The following is a 14,134-nucleotide window of genomic DNA, read 5'->3' on the forward strand; positions in this document are numbered from 1 at the left end:
GATGTGGAACCGGCACCGACGCGCCCGCCTCCAGCGGATTCCACCGGGCGGGTGACGCCGCCCGACGTCAGCCGTTGTCGACACGTGGTGGTGTCGCCGGACCGGAAGACGACGGAGTCGACACGGAGGCCGTCGGGGCGGGCCCGCGGCGCTACCGCGAGTCCGGGTGCACCCAGCCGATCGCGGGCGCGACGTGCTCGACGATGGTCCGCAGCAGGTGGGCGTTGTACTCGACGCCCAGCATGTTCGGCACGGTGAGCAGAAGGCTGTCGGCCTCGCGGACGGCGGCGTCCTTGGCCAGCTCCTCGGCGAGCACGTCGGGCTCGCCGGTGTAGCTCTTGCCGAAGCGGGCCCGCACGCCTTCGAGGATGCCGACCTGGTCCTCACCCTCGCGGCCGCCGCCGAAGTACTGCCGGTCCAGGTCGCTGGTGATCGGCAGCACGCTGCGGCTCACCGAGACCCGCGGCTCGCGCTGCCACCCCGCCTCCGCCCAGGCGGCGCGGTAGCGGGCGATCTGCTCGGCCTGCAGCTCGTCGAAGGGGACGCCGGTGTCCTCGACCAGCAGGGTGGAGCTCATCAGGTTCAACCCCTGCCGCGCCGTCCACTCCGCCGTCGCGCGGGTGCCCGAACCCCACCAGATGCGGTCGGCCAGCCCCGGCGACTGCGGCTGGATCGCGAGCTTCCCCGTCGCGCCACCGGTCATCCGCGGGTCGGCGTCCACCACCGGCTGCCCGTTGATCGCCGCGAGGAAGAGGGCGGTCTTCTGCCGGGCCAGCTCGGCGTCGGTGCTGCCCTCGTCGGGCACGTACCCGAACGCCTCGGACCCGCGCAGCGCCGTCTCCGGTGATCCCCGGCTGACGCCCAGCTGCAGCCGGCCGTCGGCGAGCAGGTCGGTCGCCGCCGCCTCCTCGGCCATGTAGAGCGGGTTCTCGTAGCGCATGTCGATGACGCCGGTGCCGAGCTCGATCCGGCTGGTGCGGGCCGCCATCGCGGCCAGCAGCGGGAAGGGGGAGGCGAGCTGGCGGGCGAAGTGGTGCACCCGCACGTAGGCGCCGTCGAGCCCCAGCTCCTCGGCGGCCACCGCGAGCTCCACGCTCTGCACGAGGGCGTCCCGCCCGGTGCGCACCTGCGAGCCCGGGATGGGCTGCCAGTGCCCGAAGGACAGGAAGCCGATCCGCTTGTCCACGACTGGTCCTTTCGTCGATGTCTGCTCCAGCAGCACCCGGGGACCGGCCCGGATTCCCGTGCCCTGTGGCAGATCACCGCAGCGGACGCGATGGGTGGGACGGGTGAGGTCTCCTGCGACGGAGTGTGACGGGACGATCACGACTCTCCGTGAACCGGTTCCGTCACTTCTCGCCTGCGATGCGTGACGCTGTCCGGGTGAGCCTCCCCGCACCCGAGATGCCCCGTTCCCCGGGCACGCCCGGCGGTGGCGCCGGGCAGCGCTTGCGGGCGATCGACACGCTGCTCGCCGACCGGGGCCAGCTGTTCCAGGCCCTGTTCCTCGGCGCTCCGATCGCCAAGGCCCTCGTCGACCTCGACGGGCACGTGCTGGTCGCCAACCCGCGGATGTGCGCCCTCACCGGCCGCACAGCCGAGAACCTGGCCGGCCGGCACATCGACCTGCTGGCCCACCCCGACGACCCGCCGGTGGGCGACCTCGGCCTGGAGCCCGGCCCGGGTGAGCCCGCGCTCGACCCGAACCTGCTGCTCGACGGCGAGCGCCGGCTGCGCCGCTCCGACGGCACGGAGCTGTGGGTGGTCCAGTCCCACGAGGTGGTGCGGCAGAACAACGGCACGGCGCAGTTCGTCGTCCTCTCGCTGGTCGACGTCACCGACCGCCGCCGCGCGGAGGAGGACGCCGTCCGCCGCGCGTTCATGGACCCGCTCACCGGCCTGCCCAACCGCCGCGCCCTCACCGACCGGCTGCGGCACGCCGTGGCGCTCTCCCGGCGCCGGGGCCTGCAGGTCGGCCTGGTGCACCTCAACATCGACCGGTTCCAGGCGGTCAACGACGCCCTCGGCCACGAGGCCGGCGACCTGCTGCTCAGCCAGTTCGCCGACCGGCTGCGGTGGAGTACCCGCGTCGAGGACACCGCCGTGCGCCTGGGCGCCGACGAGTTCCTGGTGGTCGCCGAGGACGTCGAGGACCTCGACGGGCTGCGCGCCCTGGCCGACCGCCTGCTGAGCGTGCTCGACGAGCCGTTCGTGGTGAGCGGCCGGGAGATCACCCTCTCGGCCAGCGTGGGCCTCACCCTCGGCGCCGACATGACCCCCGACGACCTGCTGCGCCAGGCGCAGAGCGCGCTGACGAAGGCCAAGGCCGACGGCCAGCGTGCCCGCATCGAGGTGCACGAGGGGGCGCTCAGCCGCAGCGACGTCGACGCGCTGCAGCTGGAGACCGAGCTGCGGCACGCCCTCGACAACGACGAGCTGCGGCTGTTCTACCAGCCGATCGTGCACCTGGCCGACGAGACGCTGCTCGGCTACGAGGCGCTGATCCGCTGGCAGCACCCCACCCGCGGCCTGCTGCCGCCCGGCGTCTTCCTGGACGTCGCGGAGAACAACCGGCTGACCTCGAAGCTCGGCGCGTGGGTGCTGCGCCGCGCCTGCCTGGACGCCGCCACCTGGGCCGACGACCTGCGGGTGCACGTCAACATCTCCGCCCGCCACCTCGCCGAGGACGGTTTCAGCGAACTCGTCGCCGCGGCCCTCGAGGAGTCGGGGCTGTCACCGCAGCGGCTGGAGCTGGAGATCACCGAGTCGACGGCGCTCTTCGCCGCGGAGGCCACGCTGCACTCCGTCGCCGTCGTCACCGACCAGGGCGTGACGCTCGCCCTGGACGACTTCGGCACCGGGTACTCGGCGATCACCGCCCTGCACCGGCTGCCCATCCACACGGTGAAGATCGACCGGTCGTTCGTGGCCGACGTCGTCACCGAGCCCTCGACGGCGGCGCTCGTGCACGGGCTGCTGCAGCTCGGCCGCGGCATGGGCCTGCAGGTCATCGCCGAGGGCATCGAGGACCTCGACCAGGCAGCCTGGCTGCTCGACCACGGCTGCGCCATGGCCCAGGGCTACGCCTTCGGCCGCCCCGCCCCGCTGCCCAGCCCGGCGGAGGTGCTCATCGGCGAGGTCACCGAGGCCCCCGCCGAGGACGTCGCCGGCGAGCTGCTGCCCGAGGCGCCGGCGCCGCTCCCGCTCCCCCGGCAACGGCCGCCCTCGACCCCGCAGGGGCACGACGTCACCGACACCGGCCGGTTGTCGGCCCGCACGCTCTTCGACGAGCTCGCCGACCCCGACGAGGACTAGGTCCTCACTGCTTCATGGCGGCGAGCTGGATCAGGTTGCCGCAGGTGTCGTCGAGGACGGCGGTGACCACCGGCCCGAGGTCGGTGGCGTCCTGGGTGAACTCCACACCCAGGCCCTTCAGCCGCTCGACCTCGGCGTGGACGTCGTCGACGGCGAACTGGGTGAACGGGATGCCGTCGGCGACCAGCGCCTCCTTGAGCGGGCGCGCCGCGGGGTGGCCGTCGGGCTCCAGCAGCAGCTCGACGCCGTCCGGGTCGGCGGGCGAGACCACGGTGAGCCAGCGCGCCTCGCCGGCGGGCACGTCGGTCTTCTTCACGAATCCCAGCTTCTCCGTGTAGAAGGCGAGCGCCTTCGCCTGGTCGTCGACCCACACGCTGGTGAGGTGGATGCGCATCACGGTGTCGGTTCCTCTCGCTGGATCGGCCACCGCTCGACGATCGAGCGCAACGGGCTCGTGTCGAGGTGGTGGAACTTGTACCGGCCCTGCCGCCGGGCGCGCACCAGACCGGCCTGCTCCAGCACCGCGAGGTGCTGGGAGATGGCCTGGCGCGAGGAGGCCAGCCCGTGCTTCATGGCCAGCCGGCCGCAGATCTCGAACAGCGTCTGACCGTCCCGGTCGTGCAGCTCGTCGAGGATCGTGCGTCGGGTCGCGTCACCGAGCGCCTTGAACAGCTCGGGGTCCGTGTCCACGGCTCAGTATCAGGCAAGTGCGCACTTGCCTGTCAAGATGCTTCGTCGTCCGTGCCGGTACGAGGCGTCAGGGACGCGGGAGCGCCAGGGGCACGGGACGCTTGGGCGCCCGGCCGTCACCGGAGGACCGGCCGCGCAGCCGCCGGCCGATCCAGGGGGCCACGAAGCCGCGCACCCAAGCCGCCTCCTCGGCCAGGGCCGCCCGCAGCTCGCGCGGCGGCTGCGGCGGGAGCGGGGTGCGCCAGTCCTCGCCGTCGGCCCCGGGAAGGCCCAGCGCCGCAGCGGCGGCCAGCGCCATCCGGCGGTGCCCCTCGTCCGTCAGGTGGATGCGGTCGGTGTCCCAGAGCCGGAAGTCCTGGAGCCACTGCGCCCCCCACTGGTCCAGGACGACGGCGCCCTGGCGGGTGGCGATCGACCAGATGTTGGCGTTGAAGACGGCGATCTTGCCGCGGACCCGCCGCAGGATCGGGGTGTTGCGGGTGTCGACCGCGGTGGCCAGCAGCACGTCGGCGCCCGCGGCGCGGAGGCGGACGACGGCCGCCTCCAGCGTGGCGGCGAGCTGGTCCGGGTCGGCGCCGGGACGCATCAGGTCGTTCCCGCCGGCGACCAGGCTGACCAGGTCCGGCTCGGCCTCGAGCGCCACCGGCACCTGCTCGTCGACGACCTGGTGCAGCAGCCGGCCCCGGATCGCCAGGTTCGCGTACTCGACGTCGGCGTGCGGCGCCGCGGCCACGAGGTGCTCGGCCAGCCGGTCGGCCCAGCCGCGGAACTCTCCCGGGCGCTCGGGGTCGGGATCGCTCAACCCCTCGGTGAACGAGTCGCCGAGAGCGATGTAGCGGTGCCACGGGGAACGCGACGAACGGTCGAACTGCACGACGCAACTCCAGCACGGGCGCCGGCGCCGCCGTCGCGGGGGTGCGGCCGCCGCGACCTCCCGCCCCTGCACCGCGGTCGCGAGCCCAGCCGTACGCGCACGGGGCGGTGGCCACGGGGCTGGGGTGACGGGCCGCTCAGCCGCGGTAGGTCTCCAGCAGCCGCAGCCAGATCTCGCTGATCGTCGGGTAGGCCGGAACGGCGTGCCAGAGCCGGGCGATCGGCACCTCGCCGACGACGGCGATCGTCGCCGCGTGCAGCAGCTCGGCGACCGCCGGGCCGACGAAGGTCACGCCCAGCAGCACCTCACGCTCGGTGTCGACGACCGCTATCGCCGTCCCGGTGTAGCCGTCGGCGAACACCGAGGCGCCCGCGACGCTGCCGATCGGGTACTCGACGACGCGGTGCGGCAGGCCGGCGTCCCGCGCCTCGGCCGCGGTGCGCCCGACGCTGGCGACCTGCGGCGAGGTGAACACCACCGACGGCGTCGCGACGTCGTCGGCGGTGGCCACGAACGGCGACCACGGTGCGGTGTCCACCTGCTCGCCGCGGGCCCGTGCGACGATCGCCGCCCCTGCCTGGCGGGCCTGGTACTTGCCCATGTGGGTGAGCAGCTGCCGGCCGTTGACGTCGCCGATGCCGTAGAGCCAGGGCACCCCCTCGACCTGCAGCGTGGCGTCGACGGGCAGGTACTCCCCCGGCTCCAGCCCGACGGTCTCCACCCCGAGGTCGGTGGTGCGCGCGGCCCGGCCGATCGCGACCAGCACCTCGTCCCCGCGGACCTCGCCGTCCGCCGTCGTCAGCACGACCTCGGTGCCGTCGCGGCGGGCGGCGGTGACCTCCGTGCCCAGCCGCACGTCCACGCCGGCTTCCCGCAGCGCGCCGGCGACGGCGTCCCCGGCCTGCGGCTCCAGCCGCGGCAGCAGGCGGTCGCCGCGCTGCAGGACGGTGACCTGCGAGCCCAGCGCCTGCCAGGCCGTGGCCATCTCGCAGCCGACGTAGCCGCCACCGAGCACGAGCAGCCGGCCCGGCGCCTCCTTGGCGCTGGTGGCCTCGCGCGGGCCCCACGGGTCGACGTCGGCCAGCCCCTCGATCGGCGGGGTCGCCGCCGCCGACCCGGTGCACACGGCGACCGCGTGGCGGGCCGTCAGTCGGATCGCGGTCCCGTCCTCGGCGGTGACGACGACAGTCCGCTCGCCGTCGAGCCGGCCGGCGCCCCGCAGCAGGTCGATGCCGGCGCCCTGCACCCACTCGACCTGGCCCGAGTCGTCCCAGTGCGAGGTGAAGGAGTCGCGGCGGGCGAGGGTGGCCGCCACGTCCTGGTCACCGGTGACCGCCTGGCGGGCGCCGTCGACGGCGCGCGCCTCGGCCAGCACCTCGGTGCCGCGCAGCAGCGCCTTGCTCGGCATGCACGCCCAGTACGAGCACTCGCCGCCCACCAGCTCCGGTTCCACCAGGACGGCCGACAGGCCGCCCCGGACGACGATGTCGGCGACGTTCTCCCCGGTGGACCCGGCCCCCAGGACGACGACGTCGTAGGTCCGCTCCGCTGCATCGCTCACCGGCTCATCCTGGTCATGTGGTCGACTGGCCGCCATGCCGGTCGACGCCCGCGAGTTCACCGCCGCCCTGGCCCAGTACGCCGCCGGGGTGTGCCTGCTGACCGTGCAGGACGACATCGACGACGTCGGGACGACGGTCAGCTCGGTCATGAGCGTCTCGGCCGCACCCCCGCTGGTCGCCGTCGGCCTGACCGCGGGCGGCTACCCCGCCGAGGTGCTGGAGGCGGTCGGCCGCTGCGCGCTGACCGTGCTGGCCGCGCCGCACGCCATCGTGGCCTCCCGGTTCGCCTCGGCGGGGCGGCCCAGCGCGCGGCACCTGCTGGAGACCGTGCCCTGGACCCGGGCCGCCGGCAGCGGCGCCATCATCCTGAGCGAGGCGCCGGCCGCCCTGGACTGCCGCCTGGAACGGCTGGTCGAGGCCGGCGACCACGTGCTGGCGCTGCTGACCGTGGACGACGTGCCGGTGCTCAACCCTGACGCCCGCCCGCTGCTGCGACTGCGCGGGCGGTTCGTCGACGAGACGGGGGCCGCCGCCGGGCGCAGTTGAGCGACTGGTCGGAGGTCTCCGGGGCCGGTTGTCACATCCGCGGGCCCGGCGGTGCTATCCGTACATGGACCTCGTACGGCACGGACGGCCGGCACCGGCAGCCGTCCTGACTTTTCCCGGCGCGCTCGGCCGGGTCGGAGGGGCGGGCAGCGTGCCGGCAGCAGCGACCCGCGGTGCGGTGCGGCCCGACCTCGAGGAGGTCTTCCGTCGCGACTACCAGCGGGTCGTCGGGGTCGCCGCGAGGGTGCTCGGTTCCCGCGACCAGGCGGAGGACGTGGCGCAGGAGGTGTTCCTGTCCTTCGGCCGCTCGTCCGTGCCCGCGGCCGAGGCCGCCGGCTGGCTGTCGGTCGCCGCCGCGCACACCGCGCTGAACCTGATCCGCTCGGGTCGCCGCCGCGCCGCCCGGGAGGAGACGGTGGCCTCGGCCGCCGACCCCACCACCCCCGACGTGGCCGACGCGGTCCTCACCCTCGAGGACCGCAGCCGCGTCCGGGCGGCCCTCGCCCGGCTCCCCCGCACGCAGGCGACCGCGCTCGTGCTGCGCCACAGCGGCCTGAGCTACGCCGAGGTCGCCACCGCACTCGATCTGTCCCCCGGCAGCGTCGGCACCACCGTCCGCCGCGCCGAAGCCGCACTTCGCAAGGAGCTGAACCGCCATGCGTCATCCGAATGAGGGCGTCCTCCGCCGGCTGATCGACGAGCCGGCCGGGGTCTCCGACGCCGACCGCGCGCACGTCGCCGGCTGCCCGGTCTGCCTGCGCGCCCTCGACGACGCCCGCGCGGACGCGCAGCTGGTCGGTGCGGCGCTCGGCGGGTCCGATACCGCCTCCGGCGCCGTCGACACCGACGCCGCGTGGGCCCGGTTCTCGGCCGCCTCGGCCCCGTCGACCGTGACCGCCTTCCGCCCGGCGCGCACCGCCGGCCGCAACCGCTGGGGCACGGCCGTCCGCCGTCCCGCCGTGGCGGCGCTCGGCGCGGTGGTCCTGCTGACCGGCGCCGGGGTCGCGGCCGCGAACGACTGGCTGCCGATCTTCCAGACCGAGCGCGTCGACCCGGTCGAGGTGAGCGCCACCGACCTGGTGCAGATCCCGGACCTCTCCGCCTACGGCGACCTCGAGTTCGCCGAGGAGCCCGCGCCGGAGCCGGTGACCGACGCCGAGGCGGCGCGGGAGCGCACCGGCCTCACCGTCCCGGAGGTCGCCGAGCTGCCCGCGGGCGTGACCGGCGAGCCGGCCTACCTGGCGGCCGACGTGGCCCGCGCGACGTTCACCTTCTCCGCCGCCAAGGCCGCGCAGGCCGCGGCCGCCGAGGGCGAGGTCCTGCCTCCCCCGCCGCCCGGGCTCGACGGCGCCCAGCTGCGGCTGGAGGCCGGCCCCGGGGTCGCGGCGGTGTGGTCGCAGCCGACCGGCGTGCCCAGCCTCGTCGTCGCCCGGGCGAACGCGCCGACGGTGCTCTCCTCGGGGGTGCCGTTCGAGACGGTCCGCGACTACCTGCTGTCGCTGCCCGGCCTCCCCGACGGCCTGGCCGACCAGCTGCGCGACCTCTCCACCGACGCCGCGACGCTGCCGCTGCCGGTTCCCGCGGAGATGGTGACCAGCTCGACGGCCGACGTCGACGGGGCGGAGGCGACGGTGCTCACCTCCCGCAACGGGCTCTTCGCCGGCGTGGTCTGGGTGGAGGACGGCGTGATGACCGGCGTCGCCGGAACGCTCAGCGCCGACGAGCTCCTCGACGTCGCCCGTGACCTCCGCTGACGCCGCTACCGTCCGCGGGGTGACCTCGAACGCTCCCGCGGCGGGCGGGCTCGACGGCCTGCCGCCGTCGCCGGCGGTCTGGTGCTCCGGGCTGCGCAAGCGGTACGGACGCCGGACCGCCGTCGACGACGTCTCCTTCACCGTCGGCCGCGGCGAGGTCGTCGGCCTGCTCGGCCCCAACGGCGCCGGGAAGACCAGCGTCATCAAGATGCTGCTCGGCCTCGTGCGACCGGACGCCGGTGAGGTGCTGCTGCTCGGCCGGCCCGCGTCGGACCCGCGCAGCCGCAGCGCCGTCGGGTACCTCCCCGAGCTGTTCCGCTACCAGCCGTGGCTGACCGCGGCGGAGGTGCTCGACCTGCACGTGAAGCTGGCCCGCCTCGACGTCCCCGCCGAGGAGCGCCGCGCGTGCCTGGCGGCGGTCGGGCTGGCCGAGCGGAGCGGCGACCGCGTGGGGAGCTTCTCCAAGGGCATGCAGCAGCGGCTGGGGCTGGCGGTCGCCCTGGTCGCCCGGCCGCAGCTGGTCGTCCTCGACGAGCCCACCAGCGCGCTGGACCCGCTGGGCCGGGTGGACGTCCGCGACCTCGTGCTGGCGCTGAAGTCCCGCGGCGTCGCCGTCCTGCTCAACTCGCACCTGATCGGCGAGGTGGAGCGGGTGTGCGACCGGGTGGTGATCCTCGACAAGGGCCAGGTGGCGGCGTCGGGCACGCTCGCCGAGCTGCTCGGCCAGCGCGAGGTCCGGCTGCGGCTGGCCGACGTCGACGAGCGGGTCGAGCAGCGGCTCCGGGCGGCCGGCTCGCTGACCCGCAGCGGTGACTGGTTCACCGTCGCCCTGGCGTCCGAGGACGACGGCGTCACCGTGCCCGACCTGGTGCGCGACCTCGTCGGGCTCGGGGTCCGGGTGCACGCGGTCGAACCGGTGCGGATCAGCCTCGAGGAGCGGCTGCTCGCCGTCCTCCGGCACGACGAACCCATGCACCAGGAGCCGGCCCCGTGACCGTGCTGACGATCGCCGGCCTCACCCTGCGCGAGGCGTTCCGGCGCAAGGTCGTCTGGGCGCTGCTGATCCTGACCGTGGCGCTGCTCGCGCTCAGCGGCTGGGGCTTCTCCAGGCTCATCGGCCTGGACACCGAGCTCGGCACGCTCACCAGCGGCGAGGCCCGACTGGTCGCCTCCATGCTGATCAACCTGATCATGTTCGGCTTCAGCCTGATCGCGGCGATCGGCACCGCGTTCCTCGCCGGGCCCACGCTCGCCGGCGAGGTCGAGTCGGGCCAGGCGCTGGCGATGCTCGCCCGGCCGGTCCGCCGCTCGTCGATCCTGCTCGGGAAGTGGCTCGGCCTGCTCACCTTCGGCTGCGGGTACGTGGTGCTGGCCGGCCTGGCGCAGCTGCTCATCGTGCGCGGGGTGGTCGGCTACTGGCCGCCGTCACCCGCGGCAGGGCTCGCGCTGCTGGCGGCCGAGACGATCGTGCTGCTGACGCTGGCGCTGCTGCTCTCCAGCGTCGTCTCGCCGATGGCCTCCGGCATCATCGCCGTCGGGCTCTTCGGCGCCACCTGGGTCGCGGGCGTCGTCGGCGGCATCGGCGGCGCGCTGGGCAACGAGGGTGTGGAGCGGGTCGGCAGCGTCTCGCGGGTGCTGCTGCCCACCGACGGCCTGTGGCGCGGCGCCATGAATGCCTTCCAGGACCCGTCGGCGCTCGTCCAGCTGGGCCCCGAGGGCGGTTTCCCGTTCCTGGCCGATGCGCCCCTCACGCCGGTCTACCTGGCGTGGGCCGCGGTGTGGACCGCGGTGATCCTCGGGCTGACCGCGATGTCCTTCCAGCGCCGCGACGTCTGAGCAGTCCCACGACGGGACCACCGGATCACCCGCGCAAGCCAGTGCCTTGCCCACGCCTGTGGGCAGGGCACTAGCTCGCGCGGAAGGCCCCCCGGCCGGGGCGGCCCGACACCTCGTGGCCGGCGGGGCTAGCGTCGGACGCGCTATGAGCGCTGTGCCTGCACCCACCGAGTCCGCCGTCCGCCGCGCCCTGGTTCGCGCCGAGCGGGGCGTGACCCTGGACGCGACCGAGGCGGAGACCCTCCTGCACGCCCGCGGCCTGGGCGAGGGCGAGCCGCTGGATCGGCTGCTCACCGCCGCCGGCCGGGTGCGCGACGCGGGGCTGACCAGCGCCGGGCGGCCCGGCGTCGTCACGTACAGCCGCAAGGTGTTCATCCCGCTCACCCACCTGTGCCGCGACCGCTGCCACTACTGCACGTTCGTCACCACGCCGGGGCAGCTGCGCGCCGAGGGCAAGGCCCCCTACCTCTCCCCCGACGAGGTGCTCGACATCGCCCGCGCCGGCGCCGCACTGGGCTGCAAGGAGGCGCTGTTCACCCTCGGTGACCGCCCGGAGGACCGCTGGCCGGTCGCGCGCGAGTGGCTGGAGGCGCACGGCTTCGACTCGACGCTGGGCTACCTGCGCGCCATGGCGATCCGGGTGCTCGAGGAGACCGGGCTGCTCCCCCACCTCAACCCCGGCGTGCTGTCGTGGGAGGAGATCCAGCGACTCAAGCCCGTGTCGGCGTCGATGGGCATGATGCTGGAGACGACGGCGACCCGGCTCTGGTCCGAGAAGGGCGGCCCGCACTACGGCAGCCCCGACAAGGAGCCCGCCGTCCGGCTGCGGGTGCTGGAGGACGCCGGGCGCTCCGCCGTCCCCTTCACCACCGGCGTGCTGCTGGGCATCGGCGAGGACTACGCCGAGCGGGTCGACGCCATCGGCGCGATCCGGGCCGCGGCGGCGCGGCACGGGCACGTGCAGGAGGTGATCGTCCAGAACTTCCGCGCCAAGCCGCGCACCGCGATGGCCGCGCACGACGACCTGGAGCTGCAGGAGTACGTCGCCGCGGTCGCCGTCACCCGGCTGCTGCTCGGCCCGAAGGCCCGCGTGCAGGCACCGCCGAACCTCAGCGACTCCACCGAGCTCGGCCTGCTGCTGCGCGCCGGCGTCGACGACTGGGGCGGCGTCTCCCCGCTGACCCCGGACCACGTGAACCCCGAGCGGCCGTGGCCGAACATCGACAAGCTGGCGGCGCTCACCGCCGAGGCGGGGTTCGAGCTGCGCGAGCGGCTGGCCGCCCAGCCGGGCTACGTGCTGCAGCCCGAGCCGTGGCTGGACCCGCGGGTGCGCCCGCACGTCGCCGCGCTGGCCGGGCCGGACGGGCTGGCCGTCGAGGGGCGCCTGCCGGCGGGCCTGCCGTGGCAGGAGCCCGACGAGTCGTGGACCTCCTCCGGCCGGGTGGACCTGCACGTCGAGGTGGACACCGTCGGGCGGACGACGGACCGGCGCAGCGACTTCGACGCCGTCTACGGCGACTGGTCGGAGCTGCGCGACCGCACGACGGCCGCACGGGACGGCCGCTCCACCGCGCTGGCCGCGGGCGACCGGGAGGTGCTCGCCGCGCTGCTGCAGGCCGAGCAGGACCCGGCCGGACTCACCGACGCCGAGTACCTGGCGCTGCTGGGCGCCGACGGCACCGACCTCGAGAACCTCTGCGCGCTCGCCGACGCCGTCCGCGCCGACGTCAACGGCGACGACGTCACCTACGTCGTGAACCGGAACATCAACTTCACCAACGTCTGCTACACCGGCTGCCGCTTCTGCGCCTTCGCCCAGCGGCGCACCGACGCCGACGCCTACACGCTGTCGATGGAGCAGGTCGGCGACCGGGTGGACGAGGCGTGGGCCGCCGGCGCGACCGAGATCTGCATGCAGGGCGGCATCCACCCCGACCTGCCGGGCACCGCCTACTTCGACCTGGCGCGCGAGGTGAAGCGACGGCAGCCGGGCATCCACCTGCACGCGTTCAGCCCCATGGAGATCGTCAACGGGGCGGCCCGCACCGGGCTGTCGTTCCGCGAGTTCCTCACCGGGCTGAAGGAGGCCGGGCTGGACTCGATCCCCGGCACGGCGGCGGAGATCCTCGACGACGACGTCCGCTGGGTGCTGACCAAGGGCAAGCTGCCGACGGCGAGCTGGCTGGAGATCATCGGGACGGCCCACGAGGTCGGCATCCCCACGACGTCGACGATGATGTACGGCCACGTCGACACCCCGGCGCACTGGGTCGGGCACCTGCGCACGCTGTCCGCGCTCCAGGACCGCACCGGCGGGTTCACCGAGTTCGTGCTGCTGCCCTTCGTCCACCACAACTCGCCGATCTACCTGGCCGGCGTCGCCCGCCCCGGCCCGACGGTGCGCGAGAACCGGGCGGTGCACGCCGTCGCCCGGCTGCTGCTGCACGGCCGGATCGGCAACATCCAGACCTCGTGGGTGAAGCTCGGCGACACCGGCACCCAGGCGGTGCTGCAGGGCGGGGCGAACGACCTCGGCGGCACGCTGATGGAGGAGACGATCAGCCGGATGGCCGGCAGCGAGAACGGCTCGCTGAAGACCATCGCCGAGCTGGAGGCCATGGCCGCCGCGATCGGCCGGCCCGCCCGCCAGCGCACCACCGAGTACGGCACGCCCTCGGCCGAGCGGATCGCCACCGCCCGCTCCGAGGAAGGCCGCGCCCGGCTCACCCTGTCGATCAGCCCGAGCTGAGCGGCGGGCGGCGGGGTTCCCCGCCACCCGCCTGCTCCGGGGCTACATCGTGTTGACGATCAGCCCGATGTGGGTGAAGTAGTTGAGCGCGCCGAAGAGCAGGAAGGCCAGGCCAGCGAGGCCCCACGCGGCGCTGACGACGGTCGCCACCGCCCCGACGCGGCGGGCGCGGAGCGCGAGCGGGAAGAGCACCGCACCCACCCCCACGAGGACGTAGAGCCCGGAGATGAAGACCGCCTCGACCATCGGGTGGTCGGCGAACTGACCGGAGATGGGCTCCTCCGGCGGCGCGGCGAACAGCGTGTAGCGGACCCCGGCGGCGGCGATGCCGAAGGAGGCCAGGCCCATGCCGACCACGAAGACCGACACGGGCAGGTAGGCCCGGCTGAAGGCCGCGAGCGCGTCCGGCGCCTCGCGGAGCGCCGTCCCCCGGCGCCACAGGTGCACCGCAGCGACCAGCATGAGGACCCCGAACGCGAGGGCCGGCTCCCCGAAGATGATGTTGTCGAAGGGGAAGTCGGGCGCCAGCGGCCAGGTCAGCGTCATGTGGGCGCCGGTGAGCGTGAGGATCAGCCCCGGCACCGCGAAGGCGAGCGCGTACCCCTCGGTGGGGGCCTCGCGCGGGTCCTTGAGCAGCTGGCGGCCGAGCAGCACCACCAGCAGCAGCCCTGCTCCCGCCGCCACGGACATGATCGTGTTGTAGGTGGGCAGCTGTTCCCAGTCGATGGTCAGCGTTCTTCCTCCCGGTCGGGGAGGCCGGCCCCGGCTGCTGGGGGCCGGCCGTGGGCGATGGGTGCACCAGGCAACC

13 protein-coding genes are annotated in these 14,134 nt (G+C 74.6%); 7 read left to right on the forward strand and 6 right to left on the reverse strand.

Annotated elements, in window-relative coordinates; translation table 11 throughout:
* Positions 1–151: 151 nt before the first annotated feature.
* Complete coding sequence (locus ACI79Q_RS07275; RefSeq protein ID WP_456614473.1) at positions 152–1,186, reverse strand: LLM class flavin-dependent oxidoreductase; 1,035 nt, start codon at positions 1,184–1,186, stop codon at positions 152–154.
* A gap of 197 nt (positions 1,187–1,383) precedes the next feature.
* Between ACI79Q_RS07275 and ACI79Q_RS07280 the strand changes: the two genes are divergently transcribed.
* Positions 1,384–3,315 carry a putative bifunctional diguanylate cyclase/phosphodiesterase gene (locus ACI79Q_RS07280; RefSeq protein ID WP_456614474.1) on the forward strand — a complete coding sequence of 644 codons (1,932 nt, stop codon included), beginning with the start codon at positions 1,384–1,386 and terminating at the stop codon, positions 3,313–3,315.
* Positions 3,316–3,319: 4 nt separating this feature from the next.
* On the opposite strand, the gene ACI79Q_RS07285 is transcribed toward ACI79Q_RS07280, so the two are convergent.
* The 4 genes from ACI79Q_RS07285 to ACI79Q_RS07300 form a co-directional block, all read right to left on the reverse strand.
* On the reverse strand, positions 3,320–3,709 hold the full coding sequence (locus ACI79Q_RS07285) for a VOC family protein (RefSeq protein WP_456614486.1): 390 nt from the start codon (positions 3,707–3,709) through the stop codon (positions 3,320–3,322).
* Positions 3,709–4,005, reverse strand: a complete 297-nt coding sequence (locus tag ACI79Q_RS07290) for an ArsR/SmtB family transcription factor (RefSeq protein ID WP_456614475.1) — start codon at positions 4,003–4,005, stop codon at positions 3,709–3,711. Before ACI79Q_RS07290 ends, ACI79Q_RS07285 begins: the two co-directional genes overlap by 1 nt.
* Before the next feature lie 67 nt (positions 4,006–4,072).
* On the reverse strand, positions 4,073–4,879 hold the full coding sequence (locus ACI79Q_RS07295; protein ID WP_456599436.1) for an SGNH/GDSL hydrolase family protein: 807 nt from the start codon (positions 4,877–4,879) through the stop codon (positions 4,073–4,075).
* 136 nt (positions 4,880–5,015) lie between these two features.
* Positions 5,016–6,440 (reverse strand): dihydrolipoyl dehydrogenase family protein, encoded by a 1,425-nt coding sequence (locus ACI79Q_RS07300; RefSeq protein WP_456587712.1) that lies wholly within the window; start codon positions 6,438–6,440, stop codon positions 5,016–5,018.
* A gap of 34 nt (positions 6,441–6,474) precedes the next feature.
* Between ACI79Q_RS07300 and ACI79Q_RS07305 the strand changes: the two genes are divergently transcribed.
* From ACI79Q_RS07305 to ACI79Q_RS07330, 6 genes are all read left to right on the forward strand, one after another.
* A complete protein-coding gene (locus ACI79Q_RS07305; protein WP_456614476.1) occupies positions 6,475–6,987 on the forward strand; it encodes a flavin reductase family protein in 513 nt (170 codons plus the stop codon).
* 151 nt (positions 6,988–7,138) lie between these two features.
* On the forward strand, positions 7,139–7,660 hold the full coding sequence (locus ACI79Q_RS07310; protein ID WP_456599433.1) for a sigma-70 family RNA polymerase sigma factor: 522 nt from the start codon (positions 7,139–7,141) through the stop codon (positions 7,658–7,660).
* Positions 7,644–8,741, forward strand: coding sequence for a hypothetical protein (locus ACI79Q_RS07315; RefSeq protein WP_456612637.1), 1,098 nt, complete (start codon positions 7,644–7,646; stop codon positions 8,739–8,741). Before ACI79Q_RS07310 ends, ACI79Q_RS07315 begins: the two co-directional genes overlap by 17 nt.
* Before the next feature lie 19 nt (positions 8,742–8,760).
* Positions 8,761–9,735, forward strand: coding sequence for an ABC transporter ATP-binding protein (locus ACI79Q_RS07320; protein WP_456587716.1), 975 nt, complete (start codon positions 8,761–8,763; stop codon positions 9,733–9,735).
* A complete protein-coding gene (locus ACI79Q_RS07325; protein WP_456587717.1) occupies positions 9,732–10,577 on the forward strand; it encodes an ABC transporter permease in 846 nt (281 codons plus the stop codon). Before ACI79Q_RS07320 ends, ACI79Q_RS07325 begins: the two co-directional genes overlap by 4 nt.
* Before the next feature lie 145 nt (positions 10,578–10,722).
* Complete coding sequence (locus ACI79Q_RS07330) at positions 10,723–13,326, forward strand: bifunctional FO biosynthesis protein CofGH (RefSeq protein ID WP_456614477.1); 2,604 nt, start codon at positions 10,723–10,725, stop codon at positions 13,324–13,326.
* A gap of 42 nt (positions 13,327–13,368) precedes the next feature.
* Here ACI79Q_RS07330 and ACI79Q_RS07335 read toward each other — a convergent pair whose 3' ends face one another.
* Complete coding sequence (locus tag ACI79Q_RS07335) at positions 13,369–14,016, reverse strand: DUF981 family protein (RefSeq protein WP_456614478.1); 648 nt, start codon at positions 14,014–14,016, stop codon at positions 13,369–13,371.
* Positions 14,017–14,134 lie beyond the last annotated feature (118 nt).

It is taken from the genome of Blastococcus sp. SYSU DS0828 (genome assembly GCF_054050975.1).